At 44.4% G+C, this 15672-nt stretch carries 12 protein-coding genes; 10 read left to right on the top strand and 2 right to left on the bottom strand.

Annotated features, from left to right (window positions below; genetic code table 11):
- Positions 1-56 precede the first annotated feature (56 nt).
- The 3 genes from C9991_RS14595 to nagA (C9991_RS14585) all read left to right on the top strand — a co-directional run bounded on the left by C9991_RS14595 (position 57) and on the right by nagA (C9991_RS14585) (position 3130).
- On the top strand, positions 57-308 hold the full coding sequence (locus tag C9991_RS14595) for a TIGR03905 family TSCPD domain-containing protein (protein ID WP_198643831.1): 252 nt from the start codon (positions 57-59) through the stop codon (positions 306-308).
- Between the two features lie 494 nt (positions 309-802).
- A complete protein-coding gene (gene nagA / locus C9991_RS14590; RefSeq protein ID WP_106813372.1) occupies positions 803-1960 on the top strand; it encodes an N-acetylglucosamine-6-phosphate deacetylase in 1158 nt (385 codons plus the stop codon).
- A gap of 12 nt (positions 1961-1972) precedes the next feature.
- A complete protein-coding gene (gene nagA / locus C9991_RS14585) occupies positions 1973-3130 on the top strand; it encodes an N-acetylglucosamine-6-phosphate deacetylase (protein WP_106813225.1) in 1158 nt (385 codons plus the stop codon).
- Between the two features lie 338 nt (positions 3131-3468).
- Here the strand turns inward: nagA (C9991_RS14585) and C9991_RS14575 are convergent, their stop codons facing one another.
- Positions 3469-3867, bottom strand: coding sequence for a DUF8479 domain-containing protein (locus C9991_RS14575; protein WP_106813223.1), 399 nt, complete (start codon positions 3865-3867; stop codon positions 3469-3471).
- A gap of 94 nt (positions 3868-3961) precedes the next feature.
- Between C9991_RS14575 and lepA the strand changes: the two genes are divergently transcribed.
- The 3 genes from lepA (at position 3962) to C9991_RS14560 (ending at position 9374) form a co-directional block, all read left to right on the top strand.
- The gene (gene lepA / locus C9991_RS14570) at positions 3962-5743 is read left to right on the top strand and encodes a translation elongation factor 4 (protein ID WP_106813222.1); all 1782 of its coding nucleotides are present in this window, start codon (positions 3962-3964) and stop codon (positions 5741-5743) included.
- Positions 5744-5793: 50 nt separating this feature from the next.
- Positions 5794-6393: a Crp/Fnr family transcriptional regulator gene (locus C9991_RS14565; protein ID WP_106813221.1), complete on the top strand. Its 600-nt coding sequence runs from the start codon at positions 5794-5796 to the stop codon at positions 6391-6393.
- A gap of 104 nt (positions 6394-6497) precedes the next feature.
- The gene (locus tag C9991_RS14560) at positions 6498-9374 is read left to right on the top strand and encodes a 3'-5' exonuclease (protein WP_106813220.1); all 2877 of its coding nucleotides are present in this window, start codon (positions 6498-6500) and stop codon (positions 9372-9374) included.
- 287 nt (positions 9375-9661) lie between these two features.
- Here the strand turns inward: C9991_RS14560 and C9991_RS14555 are convergent, their stop codons facing one another.
- Positions 9662-11659, bottom strand: a complete 1998-nt coding sequence (locus C9991_RS14555; protein WP_106813219.1) for an OPT family oligopeptide transporter — start codon at positions 11657-11659, stop codon at positions 9662-9664.
- A gap of 474 nt (positions 11660-12133) precedes the next feature.
- Here C9991_RS14555 and trpD point away from each other — a divergent pair, with 474 nt between their 5' ends.
- The 4 genes from trpD to trpA all read left to right on the top strand — a co-directional run bounded on the left by trpD (position 12134) and on the right by trpA (position 15640).
- Positions 12134-13132: an anthranilate phosphoribosyltransferase gene (gene trpD, locus C9991_RS14550; protein ID WP_106813218.1), complete on the top strand. Its 999-nt coding sequence runs from the start codon at positions 12134-12136 to the stop codon at positions 13130-13132.
- Between the two features lie 15 nt (positions 13133-13147).
- On the top strand, positions 13148-13933 hold the full coding sequence (gene trpC / locus C9991_RS14545) for an indole-3-glycerol phosphate synthase TrpC (RefSeq protein WP_106813217.1): 786 nt from the start codon (positions 13148-13150) through the stop codon (positions 13931-13933).
- Between the two features lie 75 nt (positions 13934-14008).
- A complete protein-coding gene (locus C9991_RS14540; RefSeq protein ID WP_232823360.1) occupies positions 14009-14767 on the top strand; it encodes a phosphoribosylanthranilate isomerase in 759 nt (252 codons plus the stop codon).
- A 96-nt stretch (positions 14768-14863) separates the two neighbouring features.
- A complete protein-coding gene (gene trpA / locus C9991_RS14535) occupies positions 14864-15640 on the top strand; it encodes a tryptophan synthase subunit alpha (protein WP_106813216.1) in 777 nt (258 codons plus the stop codon).
- The last annotated feature ends 32 nt before the right edge of the window (positions 15641-15672 follow it).

The raw sequence follows: 15672 nt of genomic DNA, 5'->3' as shown, positions 1-15672 counted from the left end.
TGCCCTTCCCAAGTAGGGATGAGCAAAGGGGTGGGGCTTTTTTAATATACAGCATTATGAATCACTTGGACTACACTACTTGCGGTACATGCAGCCGTCTTATCTCTATTGATGTTGATGCTGATGGCATTATACGCAATCTATCATTCGTGGGTGGATGCAATGGCAATCTTAAAGGCATCTGCGCTCTTGCTATCGGCAAGAAGGCATCAGACATAAAGCATACTCTTAAGGGAATTAGCTGTAACGGCAAGCCTACCAGCTGCCCCGACCAGCTTGCTACAGCATTGGAGCAAATGGGATATTAATATATGCCGATGGTAACGTATTCATCTGCCGATGATATTTGAAGCCTACGGGCTTAAGCTTTTCGAATCCACAGAATGGCCTACGCTTCGCGAGGCAAGAATCCACAGAAATGATTTCTTGCGCCGCCATAGGCGGCGAACCATGCTAACCTCGGCGACGCTACACAAGCAATCAATTCTGTGCCTTCTGTCGTATGACGCGCAGCGTCTATACGCTCTGTGGATTCCAAACCTTAATCCCGTAGGCTTCTGTGTGGTCTGTGCGTTCTGTGGGATAAAGACAAAACAATAAACATTATATACCCAAGCTAAATTTGACAATATTATTATTTTAAAATGTTTTAATAGTCAAAATTCTTTTTTTTTGTTCGTAGTTAGAAAAATATATGTAACTTTGCTGCTTGAATCTACTAATGAACTTAAAGAGCCTTGCACATATCTACTAAATGCTTATACTGCAGCTTGGCGAGTTTTACAAAACTAATCATACAATTATGCTAAAACAAATTATTAATGGTCGTGTCCTTACTCCTGAGGGCTGGCTCGAAGGCGGTTCTGTAATCATTGATGGCAATAAGATTAAGGCCGTATCTAACAGTGATCTCTACATTGTTGATGCTCAAATAATTGACGCCAAGGGATGCTATGTAGTACCTGGTGGTGTAGAGTTGCACGTGCATGGTGGTGGTGGACGCGACTTTATGGAAGGCTCTGAAGAAGCTTTCCGTGTAGCCATTAAAGCACATATGAAGCATGGCACTACATCTATCTTCCCAACACTTTCGTCTTCTACTGTGCCTATGATTGAGGCAGCATGCGAAACATGCCAGAAGCTTATGGAAGAGGAAAACAGTCCGGTACTCGGACTTCATCTTGAAGGTCCTTACTTCAACCCTAAACAGGCAGGCGCTCAGATACCTGAATGGATCAAGGCACCTGTAGCCGAGGAATACGAACCATTGCTTGACAAGTATCCATGTATCAAGCGTTGGGACGAGGCACCCGAACTTCCTGGTTCAATCGACTTTATTAAAGCATGTTGCAAGCATGGTGTATTGGCTTCAATAGGTCATACTCGTGCCACATACAATGATGTGGTAGCTGGTCACAGAGCCGGCATGATGCATGCCACCCACTTCTACAACGCAATGCCGGTAGTGTACAAGGAGCACGAGTTTAAGGTGCCTGGCACAGTAGAGAGTGTTTATGCACTTCCCGATATGAGTGTAGAGGTTATTGCCGATGGTATACATGTGCCTCCAGTAATGCTTCGCGTAGTTTATCAGATAAAGGGTGTTGAGAAGACAGCTCTTATTACCGACTCTTTGGCTTGTGCCGCAAGCGATGAGGGTGTAGCATTCGATCCACGCGTTATTCTCGAGGATGGCGTGTGCAAGCTTGCTGACCATTCGGCTCTTGCAGGTTCAATTGCCACCATGGACCGACTTATCCGCACATGTGTGCAAATGGCTAATATTCCGATGGAGGACGCATGTCGCATGGCAAGCGAGACACCAGCAAAGATTATGGGTGTATTCGACCGCAAGGGATCTCTCGAGGATGGAAAGGATGCCGACATCATGATGTTCGACAAAGACCTCAAGCTGACTTACGTTATGCAGATGGGTAACGAAGTAACCAACGAACTCTAAACACATATAATTATGTTAAAGCAAATAGTCAATGGCCACATTCTCACCCCTAAAGGCTGGCTTGAGGGTGGCTCTGTAATTATCGAAGACAATAAGATTAAGGCTGTCTCAAATATAGATCTACATATCGTTGATGCCGAAATCATCGACGCTAAAGGTTGTTATGTAGTGCCTGGAGGTATCGACTTGCATACACATGGTGGTGGCGGTCGCGACTTTATCGAGGGTAGCGAGGACGCTTTCCGTGCTGCTGTTAATGCGCATATGAAGCATGGTACAACAACAATTTATCCTACACTCTCGTCGTCTACAATCCCGTCAATTGAGGCTGCTTGCCAGGTATGCCAGAAGTTGATGGCCGAGGAGAACAGTCCGGTGCTTGGTTTGCATATCGAAGGCTCGTACATCAATCCTAAGCAGGCTGGTGCACAGAACCCCGTGCTCATCAAGGCTCCGCTTCCTGACGAGTACGAGACATTGCTCAACAAGTATTCGTGCATCAAACGCTGGGACGTAGCACCTGAGCTTCAGGGCTCGGTAGAGTTTATTACAGAGTGTCGCAAGCACGGTGTTCTTACAGCCCTTACCTGTACACGTGCCACATACGAGGATGTTGTTGCTGCCCATGATGCCGGATTGTCGCATGCGGCCCATTTCTACAATGCCATGCCAGTGGTATACAAGGAGCACGAGTTTAAGGTTCCTGGCACCGTAGAGAGTGTATACGCTCTTCAGGATATGACCGTAGAGGTAATAGCCGACGGCATACACGTGCCTCCAGTTATGCTCAATGTGGTTTATCAGATTAAGGGTGTTGAGAAGACAGCCCTTATCACCGACTCTTTGGCTTATGCCGCAAGCGAGGGCAACGTATCGTCTGAGCCCAGCGTAATTCTTGAGGATGGTGTGTGCAAGCTTGCCGACCATTCGGCTCTTGCCGGTTCTATCGCCACAATGGATGTACTCATCCGCACATGTATCCACAGGGCAGAAATACCTATGGTAGATGTATTCCGTATGGTTAGCGAGACACCTGCCAAGATAATGGGTATCTTCGACCGCAAGGGTTCTATCGAGGAAGGCAAGGATGCCGATATCATGATGTTCGACGACGATATCGACCTGACCTACGTTATGCAGATGGGCAACGAGGTAACCAACGTTCTGTAACTAACGTATGTTTGCAGCCTTGGTTGTGCCTGCAAATAACGAGATATACAATAAAACAAGGGCTGGGCTCCATATTTGGAACCCAGCCCTTTTGGCTATATTGTCTAAATCCATAAAATAATGCAGTTTTTTATGGCTCTTATGTAGCTTCCGCGGCTTGCCTAGGCAATTTTTTAAGTAATATATATTAAAATGGCAAAGTAATATAATTAAAATGGCAAAGTAAATTATATTAAATGGCAAAGTAATATATATTAAAATGGCAAAGTAATATAGGTTGGTATAAACTTTGACACCGAGAAGCCTATTGGCGACCGGACTATTGGTTAGACGTTTGGTTAGTTGTAGTCCTTCGGTGTAAATCTCTTGTCAAAATATACAACATTCTTGTCCTTGTCCGAACGCAGAGTCCACTGAAAGGCAAATCCTTCCTCCTTGTAAGGTCTGAAGGCAGTATTGTCCTTAATATTGGCAAGAAGAGCCTCGCTTATCTTGTCGCGGTTTAGGTCGAACACCTTTCTGTCGTCGAGAGCATCTGTAATAGAGCAGTAGTAGTGGTATGTTTTAGTCTTGATATCAAATGCCACACTATCTGTACGGGTGTAGTTCTGTACAGGTGTAGGGCAGTATTTCTCTGTGTATTCTTGTGCTTCGCGCTGGGCTCTTTTCTCCAAATTTTCGTGACAACTGCATAGCAGCAAAGAGCATGCAATGATACCAAATATTAAATGTTTCATTTTGATTAAATTAAATTCTAAATTTTTTCTTTTGCAAAGTTACCTATTTGTCAGAAAAAACAAGTAACTTTGCACGTAAAACTGATATATATCAATGGACAATATAAGGAATTTCTGTATTATTGCCCACATCGACCACGGCAAATCAACACTTGCCGACCGATTGTTGGAGCGTACACAAACAATCAAGATAACTGAGGGTCAGATGCTTGACAATATGGATCTGGAGCGCGAGCGCGGTATAACCATCAAGAGCCATGCTATCCAGATGGAATATAAGCACAACGACCAAACATACATATTGAATCTTATTGACACTCCGGGACATGTCGATTTCTCGTATGAGGTATCACGCAGTATTGCAGCATGTGAGGGAGCGTTGCTTGTTGTAGATGCCACACAGGGTGTTCAGGCACAAACCATATCCAATCTGTATATGGCTATAGAGCACGACTTGGAGATAATACCAGTGCTTAATAAGATAGATATGCCAAGCGCAATGCCCGACGAGGTAGAAGACGAGATTATAGAGCTTATAGGCTGTAAACGTGAGGACATCTTGCGTGCCTCTGGCAAGACAGGCGAAGGTGTTGACGATGTGCTGCGTGCTATTGTAGAGCGTGTACCACATCCTACGGGCGATACCAATGCACCTTTGCAGGCTCTTATCTTCGACTCTGTGTTCAACTCATTCCGTGGTATCATTGCCTACTTCAAGATAGAGAATGGCCAGATACGCAAGGGCGACAAGGTTAAGTTCTTTAATACCGGTATGGAGTATGTGGCCGACGAGGTTGGCGTACTCAAGATGGATATGGTACCACGTGATGTGCTTGGCACTGGCGAGGTGGGATACATCATATCAGGCATCAAGGATGCTACTGAAGTAAAGGTGGGTGATACAATTACACAAGTGGCTCGTCCATGCGAGAAGGCTATTTCTGGATTCCAGGAAGTAAAGCCTATGGTGTTTGCTGGTGTTTATCCTATAGACCCGAGCGAATACGAAAACTTGCGTTCATCGCTTGAGAAATTACAGCTCAATGATGCTTCGCTAACATTCTCGCCTGAGTCGTCTGTGGCTCTTGGCTTTGGTTTCCGTTGCGGATTCCTTGGATTGTTGCATATGGAGATTGTGCAAGAACGTTTGGACCGCGAGTTTAATATGGACGTCATCACTACCGTGCCCAACGTTTCGTATATGGTATACGACAAGCAAGGCGGTGTTAAGGAGGTGCACAATCCGTCAGGACTGCCCGAGCAAACTCTTATCGACCATATCGAGGAGCCGTATATACGTGCTTCTATCATCACAACCACCAACTTCATAGGGCCTATCATGACGCTTTGTCTCGACAAGCGCGGCGAACTGATAAACCAAGAGTATATTAGTGGCAATCGTGTTGAGTTGCATTTCATGTTGCCTTTGGGCGAAATCGTGATCGACTTCTACGACAAACTTAAGTCTATAAGCAAGGGTTATGCATCGTTCGACTATCACATAGATGGTTTCCGTCCTTCACGTCTTGCCAAACTCGACATATTGCTCAATGGCGAACCCGTTGACGCTTTGTCGGCATTAACTCATCAAGACAATGCTGTGAGCATGGGTCGCAAGATGTGTGAGAAGCTAAAGGATCTTATTCCGCGTCAGCAGTTTGATATAGCAATACAGGCAGCCATTGGCGCTAAGATTGTTGCACGCGAGACTATAAAGTGTGTGCGTAAGGATGTTACAGCCAAGTGTTATGGTGGTGACGTGAGCCGTAAGCGCAAGTTGCTCGAGAAGCAGAAGAAGGGCAAGAAGCGTATGAAGCAAATTGGTAACGTCGAGGTGCCGCAGAAGGCATTCCTCGCAGTATTGAAACTCGATTAAATTATACTAAATACTAAGAAGCATTAACTGAAAAGAAAGGAAGGTATCTTATGAAAGAGATAGTCAGCACCAACACCCGCGACATAGCTCGAGAGTTGGCAAGACGCTACAGTACAATGACTCACGAGGAACTTGATGTATTGGAGAGCATCCTGGTTCCTATTAAGTATGCAAAAGGTGAGATCGTACTAAAGGAAGGCGAAGTGTGCCGTCAGTTCCTTTATATAGACAAGGGACTTATGCGCCAGTTCTATTTCAAGCACGGCAAAGAGGTTACCGAGCATCTTGCTCAGGACCATACTATTGTGATGTGTATCGAGAGCCTGTTCAAGGAAGAGCCAACACACTTGCAGGTAGAGGCACTCGAGCCCACCGTTGTATACGCTTTGCCTAAAGCCGATCTGGAGCGTGTAGCCTTGCATAACGTCAATATACAGATTCTTTACCGCAAGATACTGGAAGAGAGCCTTATACAGTCGCAGGTGCATGCCGATCTTGTGCGTTTTGAGACTGCTCAAGACAGATATAAGAGAATGTGCAAACTAATGCCACAGGTGGTTCTGCGTGCTCCGCTTGTATATATTGCAAGCTATCTGCAGATGACACCCGAGACATTGTCGCGTGTGCGTGCGTCAACACTACTCGACTAATTGGTTGATTAAGACAAAATCGTTTATACTTATTATATGTAGCGGGGGCCTTATAGCCTTCGCTATATTTGTTTGATACTAACGCTTCATTAAAACAATAAACATTGCAAACCTTTGTTCCTGACCATTGCCAGCAAGAAGTGATAGCTGCTTGTGGTGGATTCCATCTTGTACTTGCCCCTCCGGGATGTGGCAAAACCCAGATATTGACCGAACGCATACGCTATGCCCATAACGTAGAGGGTATAGCATATGCCGACATGTTGTGCCTAACATTTACCAACCGTGCCGCACGTGGAATGGTTGAGCGTATTGTCGGCAGTATAGCCGATGATGGGGTAGGCGATGTGTTTGTTGGCAATGTACATAGGTTTTGTTCAAAGTTCCTATTTGCCAACGGACTTGTAGCTGCCGAGTCGAGTGTTATTGACGAGGATGATGCTGTGTCTATACTTGCCCGCTATCTTAATGAGGACGAGTATGTGGTAATGGGCAATACGGCTCGCCGACGCGACTATTCGGATGTCTTCCACCTTGAGGCAATGATGCATCAAATTAGATATAATCATCCCAAGGCCCTGCGTGTACATCCCGACTGTATAAATGCCGACGATATAGGTGCCATGCAACGTATATGCAAAGTTACTGGAAAGACATTCGATGCCGACGCAATGATAGATATTTACGAAAACTCGGATACTTATCGCGACCTTGTTATGTCCGACACTACCGACTATGGCTATCAGCAGCCTTTACTAAAGATGCTTCAGAAGATGTCGCTTGCACGACAGTTTCAACATTATAAGCGCCAGAACCACTTGCTCGACTTTCATGATTTGTTGCTTATGACATATGATGCACTTGTTGCTGATGCCGATAGTCAGGAGTTTAAGCGTTATAAGTGGGTTCAGGTGGACGAGGTGCAAGACCTTAATCCGTTGCAAATGGCAATAGTAAAGTTGCTTACGGCACGTCCTTTCCATACCGTGATGTTTCTTGGAGACGAGCAACAGGCAATATTCTCGTTTATGGGAGCCAAGCTTGATGCACTTTCTGCATTGAAGCAACAGCCTACGTGCCAGTTGCATCATCTGTCGGTAAACCATCGATCACCAAAATATCTGCTTGATGTATTCAATACCTATGCTGCCGAAGTGCTAAAGATTGACCCTTCGCTACTGCCAGAGGTGGGCAAGATAGATGTAAAGAACCGTGTAGGCAACGAGCTTGCAATTCTGTGCAGTCAGACATACGAGCAGGAGGTGCGCGAGTGCGTGCAGTTTGCCAATACGCTTACCCGCAATTTTCCTGATTCTACAACAGCCTTTGTTGTAAACTCAAATCGCGATGCCGAGCTTATAAGTGCCGAACTTAACAGATGTAACATTGGGCACTTTAAGGTGTCGGGCACCGACCTCTTCTCGTTGCCCGAAATAAAGTTGCTGTTTGCTCATCTTGGAGTATTAAACAACGAGTTTAGTTTTATGTCGTGGGCACGACTTATGAAGGGATTGCGTGTGTACGATAATAGTGCTTCAGCACGCAATTTCGTACGTGCGTTGTTCGACCGAGCCATTATGCCATCTGATCTCTTGCGTTTTGACAGCGGCACTTATCTGCAACGCTTTGTCAGCAGTTACGAGAAAGATACTATTGTGGTATTTGATACGGAGACCACCGGACTTGACGTGTTCAATGACGATATTCTGCAGATAGCTGCTGTTAAGATACGTGGTGGCGAAGTGGTGCCAGGCTCCCAGTTTACATTATACATTGAGACCGATAAGGCGATACCGGCTATGCTCGGCGATATAGTGAATCCAATAATCGAGGAGCGTAAGCATCATGAGCTTCTTACGCATGCCGATGCGTTGCGACAGTTTATGCAGTATGCCGATGGATGCGTATTGTTAGGTCATAATGCCGATTACGATTATCATATACTCGATTTCAACCTTCGCCGTTATGTACCTGAGATAATGCTCTCAGCACAGCATCCGTCTTATCTCGATTCTTTGCGCCTGGTACGTTTGTTGCATCCCGAACTTAAGGAGCACAAGCTTAAGTATCTGCTGTCTGTGCTTGGTTTGGAAGGCAACAACTCACATCTTGCCGACGACGATGTCAACGCCACACGCAATGTGGTGATACATTGCTATGATATTGCAAAGACTAAGATTGAGGAGCAGAATAAGTTTCTTAAGGATAGTCGGGTGCGACAGCGTGTGGATACGCTCAGACGAAATTATGGCGAGATGTATAGAGATGCAGTTGGAAGACTATATGAAAGTGAAAAGGGAAAAGTGAAAAGTGAAAAATTTGAGGAAGGGGAAAAGGGAAAAGAGGAAAGTGAAAAGAGAAAAGAGAAAAGTGAAAAATTTGAGGAAGGGGAAAAGGGAAAAGAGGAAAGTGAAAAGAGAAAAGAGAAAAGTGAAAAATACGATTGTTGTGATGGCGGTATTGTTGTAAGGGGAGCATTGGTTGATGAACTAAAGCGCTTTTACGATTACTTGTTGGATGGTGGCTTGATAGTTGAGATAGACGGATTGCGATTTGTTTTGGCTTATCTTTCGGGCGATATGATAGATGCAGATAAGGAGCCATCGTTATATGAGCAACTTTGCAATCATACAATGGAAATAAGTACGCTTAAAGAGGCCGATCTATGTGGCAGTAGCAACATAAACGAGCATATATTTGTAACTACCATACACAAAGCTAAAGGCTTGGAGTTTGACAACGTTATTGTGTTTGATGCTGTTGATGGACGTATTCCCAACTATTACAGTCGCAATAATCCGCGACAGCTTGCCGAGGATGCACGCAAGTTTTATGTGGCACTTTCAAGAGCAAAGGAGCGATTATATGTGGCACAATGCATACAGCGTTTCGACTATCACAACATGCCGCACGATGTGCATCTTACGCCACTTATGCGTTCCATCGCCAAGTACTTCAAGGAGGAACGGTTCGGCAACTAAGGCTTGATTGGTCGGTCATCAAGGCTTCCTTGGTATCGGGGAGAGGCTCTTGTACTTGTATCTCCTTTGCTTGTAGTTCTGTGGAAACTACATACAAAAGAACTACAAGTAAAATTATACGTTCATTACACGAACTTAAGAATGTCTCCCTACAATAAAATTAGTGATAGATTAGTGTTAGATAAGTGACGGGTGGCACTTGGTATATGCCACCCGTCATTAGTGTATATCATTGCTAATCAGTAATATACGATTGTGTGAAAGGCTATAAGTGATAGAATGATAGGTTATTTCTTAACCTTTGTAGCCACTACAAAATAGCCTATCAAGCAGCAGTAAGCCACGAGAGAAGCAACCTGCGACAATGGTGTGGCAAGCCATGATGTCATCCAATCTTCGCTTACAAGATGCACGTTGCAGAAGCGCAATAATGCAGATACAACGCCCATCAACGCACCACCTGCAATAAAGCCACTTGCAAGCAATGTACCCTTCTCGTTGCGCTCACGGTTAACTTCAGCGTTCTTAGAGCGTGTTGAGACAAACCAGCTTACGAAACCACCGACGAGGAGAGGTGTGTTGAGTTCAAGTGGAATAAACATACCCAAGGCAAAGGCAATAGCTGGAATCTTGAAGTAGGTAAGCACAATGGCAATAATAGCGCCAATACCATAGAGAGCCCAAGGAGCACCCACACCATTCATAAGCGGATCGATAACGGCAGCCATAGCATTAGCCTGTGGAGCTGCAAGGCTTCCGCTTGCAAATCCATAGGTATGGTTAAGCAGAATCATTACGCCACCAACTGTAGCAGCTGATACTAATGTGCCGAGGAACTTCCATGTCTCCTGCTTCTTAGGTGTAGTGCCGAGCCAATAGCCAATCTTTAGGTCGGTGATGAAACCGCCTGCCATAGACAATGCAGTACATACAACACCACCCATAATAAGAGCTGCAACCATACCGCCAGTGCCTTTTAAGCCTACTGCTACCAGTACAACAGAGGCAAGGATAAGCGTCATAAGTGTCATGCCAGATACAGGGTTAGAGCCAACAATAGCGATAGCATTGGCTGCAACCGTAGTAAATAGAAAGGCTATTACAGCAACGAGCAAGATGCCAACCACGGCAAAGAGAAGATTGCCATCCATTACGCCAAACCAGAAGAAGAGGAATGTGGCAATGAGAGTAACGATAGCACCAATAGCAATAATCTTGAAAGATATGTCGCGCTGAGTACGCGCGGTATCTTCTGCTACCTGAGAGCCACCCTTCATCTCGTTGGCAGCAAGCGATACTGCACCCTTAATGATGCCCCATGACTTGATGATGCCTATGATACCAGCCATAGCGATGCCACCGATACCAATACTCTTGCCATAATACTTAAATATCTCTTCTGCCGACATCGCGCCAACAGTCTGTGTAATCTCCGGATTCCACATGTTAAGTACTTGGTCGTGGAAGATAATAGACATACCTGGAACAATAAGCCACCACACTACAAACGAGCCGAGACAGATGATAAAGGCATATTTAAGACCGATGATATAGCCCAAACCAAATACAGCAGCGCCAGTGTTAACCTTGAATACAAGCTTTGCCTTATCGGCTGCCATAACACCCCATTCCATAACACGTGTTGTGAAATTCTCGTTCCACCAACCTACAGTTGCTACTATAAAGTCGTACAAACCGCCTACAAGTCCTGCTATAAGCAAAGGTTTTGCTTGCGATCCACCCTTCTCACCACTTACAAGAACTTGTGTTGTGGCTGTAGCTTCAGGGAATGGATACTTGCCGTGCATATCCTTAACGAAGTACTTACGGAAAGGTATCATGAACAAGATGCCCAAGATACCGCCAAGCAAAGACGAGAAGAACACCTTGAAGAACGAAACGCTCATTTCTGGATATTTAGCTTGGAGAATGTAGATAGCAGGCAAGGTGAATATTGCACCTGCAACGATAGTGCCCGAACATGCTCCGATACTCTGAATAATTACGTTTTCGCCAAGGGCTTTGTTGCGCTTTGCGGCTGTAGACACACCAACAGCTATGATAGCAATAGGAATAGCAGCCTCAAACACTTGGCCTACCTTAAGTCCAAGATAAGCAGCTGCAGCCGAGAACAGCATAGCCATGACGATACCCCATGTAACCGACCATACATTAACCTCGGGATAATTCTGGTCAGGCGACATAATTGGCTTGTACTCCTCGCCCGGCTTCAACTCGGTGAATGCGTTGTCGGGCAATTGGATTTGCTCTTTTTCTTTTTTCATTTTATAGTACTATTTGTTATTAATTGTTTTGTTCGTAGTATATAATTGGCAAAGTTACAACTTTTGTGGCGATAAATGTGTGATATCTCCAGTAAATTCTTTTTGAATGTATATATATAATAATGTATATATGCAGAATTGTTGCACATTTGTTTGTAAAATCAAGAAAAATGCATCATTTTATCAAAAAAAACGCTTGATTGTTTGTGAAATAATATTTATTTCTTACTTTTGTAGTCGAAAGAAATATTTAATTACTTTAAAACAGAGACAAATATGAATAATGCACAGTTTATACTTTGGTGGTGGCGTAGCTCAAGATTCAAAAAGTCGTGAGGCGGTATCTCCTACGCATTATTTTCATATGATAAATAAAGCTATAAAAGAAGACCTGTCGTTCACGCGGCGGGTCTTTTTTTTAAATACTTAGTATAAAGAGAAATAACTAAAAAAATATTCAGGCGTATGGTAACGATGAAACTAATTCTTGAAAGAGTGCTTGCTGGCGAGAAGCTTCAGCGCGATGAAACTAAGGATATATTGCTCGGCATAACACGTGACGAGTATCCAGCCGAACAGATATCGGCTTTGCTCACAGCTATTCAGATGCGTGGCATTACAGTTGACGAACTGTTAGGTTTTCGTGATGGTATACTCGAGACTGGTGTTCCTGCCTTACTGGATAGCGACCGCTATATCGACGTAGTAGGAACAGGAGGCGACCGCAAGAATACATTCAATATATCTACAACATCTTGTTTTGTTATAGCAGGAGCAGGATACAAGGTGGCAAAGCATGGTAATTATTCTGCCACATCCACCTCAGGAGCTTCGAATGTTATTGAGCAGCACGGAGTAAAGTTTACGGCCGACCTCGACCAATTGAACCGTTCGCTTAACGAGTGTGGCATAGTTTACTTGCATGCTCAACTATTTGCGCGAGCAATGAAGTTTGTCGGTCCTATACGCAAGGCATTGCAGTTTCCAACATGCTTTAATCTCCTTGGTCCGCTTGTCAATCCGTCGCAGCCCAAATGTCAGTTGCTTGGTGTTGCAACGCTTGAGCAGATGAAACTTTATAGTGAGGTGTTCCATCGTATAGGTACCGATTATGCCATAGTAAACAGTATTGACGGATATGATGAGATTTCGCTTACGGGCGACTTCAAGGTTGCTACCAATTCATATGAACGCATCTTCTCGCCTTCCGATCTTGGCTTGCGCAAGGCTCTTCCCGAGGAACTTGTTGCCGGAGCTACCGAGCACGAGGCTGCAGAGATATTTGATGCCGTACTTGAGAACCGCGCTCTTCAGGCACAAAAGGATATAGTTATAGCCAATGCAGCCTTTGGTATACAAACTTTCGAGCGAGGAAAGAAGTCGATAGAAGAGTGTATAGCTATTGCACGTGAGTCGTTAGAGAGTGGCAAAGCATTGGCTACGTTCAAGAAGTTCAGAGAGATAAACAGTTAAGCAAGCATTTAAGCTATGGATATATTAGAAGAAATAGTTGCCCGCAAGCGTATAGACCTCGACCATCTAAAGACAGTATATACCGAGCACTACATCCACCGCGAAGTAGAGAAACTTATGGATGAGGGCAATCCGGTTGCGTCTATGCGCAAGGCTCTAATGCAGAGCAAGACAGGAATAATAGCCGAGTTCAAGCGTCGTTCGCCTTCAAAGGGATGGATAAAGGAGGATGCAGATGCAAGTATAATACCTCTTGCCTATCAGCAGTCTGGAGCTTCGGCACTTAGCATTCTTACTGATTTGCCTTATTTTGGCGGCAAAGACAAAGACATACGTATGGCTCGACAGTCGGGTGTAACGTTGCCTGTGCTATATAAGAATTTCATCATTGACGAGTATCAGTTATTCGAGGCTCGCCTCTGTGGAGCTTCGGCTGTGTTGCTTATAGCTGCCTGTCTTAAGAAAGACGAATGCAAGACTTTGCTAAATATGGCTCACCAGCTTGGTTTGGAGGTATTGCTTGAGATGCACAATGAGGCCGAAACCGAATATGCCGACCTTCAACCCGACCTATGCGGTATAAACAACCGCAATCTTGGAACTTTCCATACAGATGTGCAAAACTCATTCCTTCTTGCAAGTCGACTGCCAAAAGATGCTTGTCGTGTTAGTGAGAGCGGACTTAATGATGCAGCAACACTCGAAGCCTTGCGACTGGCTGGATACAATGGTTTCCTTATGGGCGAAAGGTTTATGAAGGAAGCAAATCCGGGCGAAGCGTTGAAAGAGTTTATTGTGTAATTGTAGTAGATGGATTAGTATCTGCCCCACACTAAAGCAAAATAAATATTAGAAACAAAGATATAACAATACATTATGACCAAGAATCTGCTTATAAAAGTATGTGGTATGCGCCAACCCGATAATATACGCGCAGTATCGCAATTGCCTATCCAGTATATGGGATTCATATTCTATCCCAAGAGCAGTCGTTATGTAGGCATGACATCGTCGGGAACTGGTTTGCTGCCAGATATTGCTGATAAGGCTATAAGCTGTTTTGATAACACGCAAATAAGTGATATTGGTGATAAGTATGTAGCAAGTTGTATCAACGGAGAGAAACAGCCAAACGGAAGTACATATATAAATAAGGTGGGAGTGTTTGTCGATGCCTCCGTTCAAGACATTATCACCCATGTGGTAAACTTCGGTCTTGATGCCATACAGCTTCACGGTTCAGAGTCTCCTACATTTATCCGCAACCTTAAGGCAACGCTTGTTCCAGATATATGTCCAAAGATAAAAATCTTCAAGGCAATAAGCATAGCGTCGGCAGAAGATTTCGATAGATGTAGCCTGTATGATGGAATTGTCGATATGTTTGTATTCGATACTAAATGTGTGGGCCATGGTGGAAGTGGCAAACAATTTGACTGGTCGGTACTTGACAGCTATAAAGGCAATACTCCTTTCTTGCTGAGTGGCGGCATAGGCTTTGAGGATGCAGAAAGGATAAAGAGCATACAACATCCACAGTTGGTTGGCATCGATCTCAACTCACGTTTTGAAATAGAACCAGGCTTGAAGGACGTGGAGCTTCTCGAGGCTTTTATCAACAATACTCTTGCATGACAAATGGTATTCTTAAAATAAAGTACTGAGACTCTTACTATAAAGTTTAGAGTCACTTTTCTCCCCGTAATAATAAAAACCATAAAAATAGCTATTATGAATAAGATAAATAGATTGTTTTCAGAGCGTGGCGACCGCAAGCTGTTGTCGTTGTATTTCTGTGCCGGCTGTCCGAAGCTTGACATGACAGCTGATGTGATACTAAGTCTACAGAGTCATGGCATCGACATGATAGAGGTTGGCATTCCTTTCAGCGATCCTTTGGCAGATGGTCCGGTAATACAGAGTGCGGGAACTGTTGCATTAAAGAATGGAATGACTCTTGAGAAACTCTTCGCACAGCTTGACGCTATAAAGAGCGAGGTAAAGATACCTCTTGTGCTTATGGGTTATCTTAATGTGATAATGCATTATGGTTACGAGCGTTTCTGCAAGCGTTGTGTAGAGTGTGGTGTGTCAGGCTTCATCATCCCCGATCTTCCCTTCGACGATTACTTGCGTGAGATAAAGCCACTTGCCGACCGTTACGACCTGCGTTGTGTGATGATGATAACGCCTGAGACATCCGAGGAGCGAATCCGTTTTATCGACGATCATACAGATGGCTTTATTTATATGGTTAGTTCGGCAAGCATCACAGGAGCGCAAAAGAGTTTTGATGAGGCTAAGCAGCAGTATTTCCGCCGCATCAACGCCATGCAGTTGCGCAATCCTCGTATGATAGGTTTCGGTATAAGCAATCGTCAGACTCTTGAGAGTGCCCAACAGAATGCAGCTGGCGCGATAATAGGCAGCAAGTTCGTTACATTGCTTAGAGAGAAGGAGAACCCCACAGAAGCGGTAGAACAATTGTTGGAGGACTTAAAGAAGTAAGAATATATACATAAAGCCCCACTTCCCAATAA

Origin of the sequence: Prevotella merdae (assembly GCF_900290275.1) — a bacterium.
GTDB lineage: Bacteria > Bacteroidota > Bacteroidia > Bacteroidales > Bacteroidaceae > Prevotella > Prevotella merdae.
Note: the sequence above shows the minus strand (reverse complement) of the source record. Positions and strands in the feature narration are given on the sequence as shown.

Coding starts and splice junctions, on each gene's coding strand:
- C9991_RS14595 (WP_198643831.1), top strand. CDS start 57: ATGAATCACTTGGACTACACTACTTGCGGTACATGCAGCCGTCTTATC.
- nagA (WP_106813372.1), top strand. CDS start 803: ATGCTAAAACAAATTATTAATGGTCGTGTCCTTACTCCTGAGGGCTGG.
- nagA (WP_106813225.1), top strand. CDS start 1,973: ATGTTAAAGCAAATAGTCAATGGCCACATTCTCACCCCTAAAGGCTGG.
- C9991_RS14575 (WP_106813223.1), bottom strand. CDS start 3,867: ATGAAACATTTAATATTTGGTATCATTGCATGCTCTTTGCTGCTATGC.
- lepA (WP_106813222.1), top strand. CDS start 3,962: ATGGACAATATAAGGAATTTCTGTATTATTGCCCACATCGACCACGGC.
- C9991_RS14565 (WP_106813221.1), top strand. CDS start 5,794: ATGAAAGAGATAGTCAGCACCAACACCCGCGACATAGCTCGAGAGTTG.
- C9991_RS14555 (WP_106813219.1), bottom strand. CDS start 11,659: ATGAAAAAAGAAAAAGAGCAAATCCAATTGCCCGACAACGCATTCACC.
- trpD (WP_106813218.1), top strand. CDS start 12,134: ATGAAACTAATTCTTGAAAGAGTGCTTGCTGGCGAGAAGCTTCAGCGC.
- trpC (WP_106813217.1), top strand. CDS start 13,148: ATGGATATATTAGAAGAAATAGTTGCCCGCAAGCGTATAGACCTCGAC.
- C9991_RS14540 (WP_232823360.1), top strand. CDS start 14,009: ATGACCAAGAATCTGCTTATAAAAGTATGTGGTATGCGCCAACCCGAT.
- trpA (WP_106813216.1), top strand. CDS start 14,864: ATGAATAAGATAAATAGATTGTTTTCAGAGCGTGGCGACCGCAAGCTG.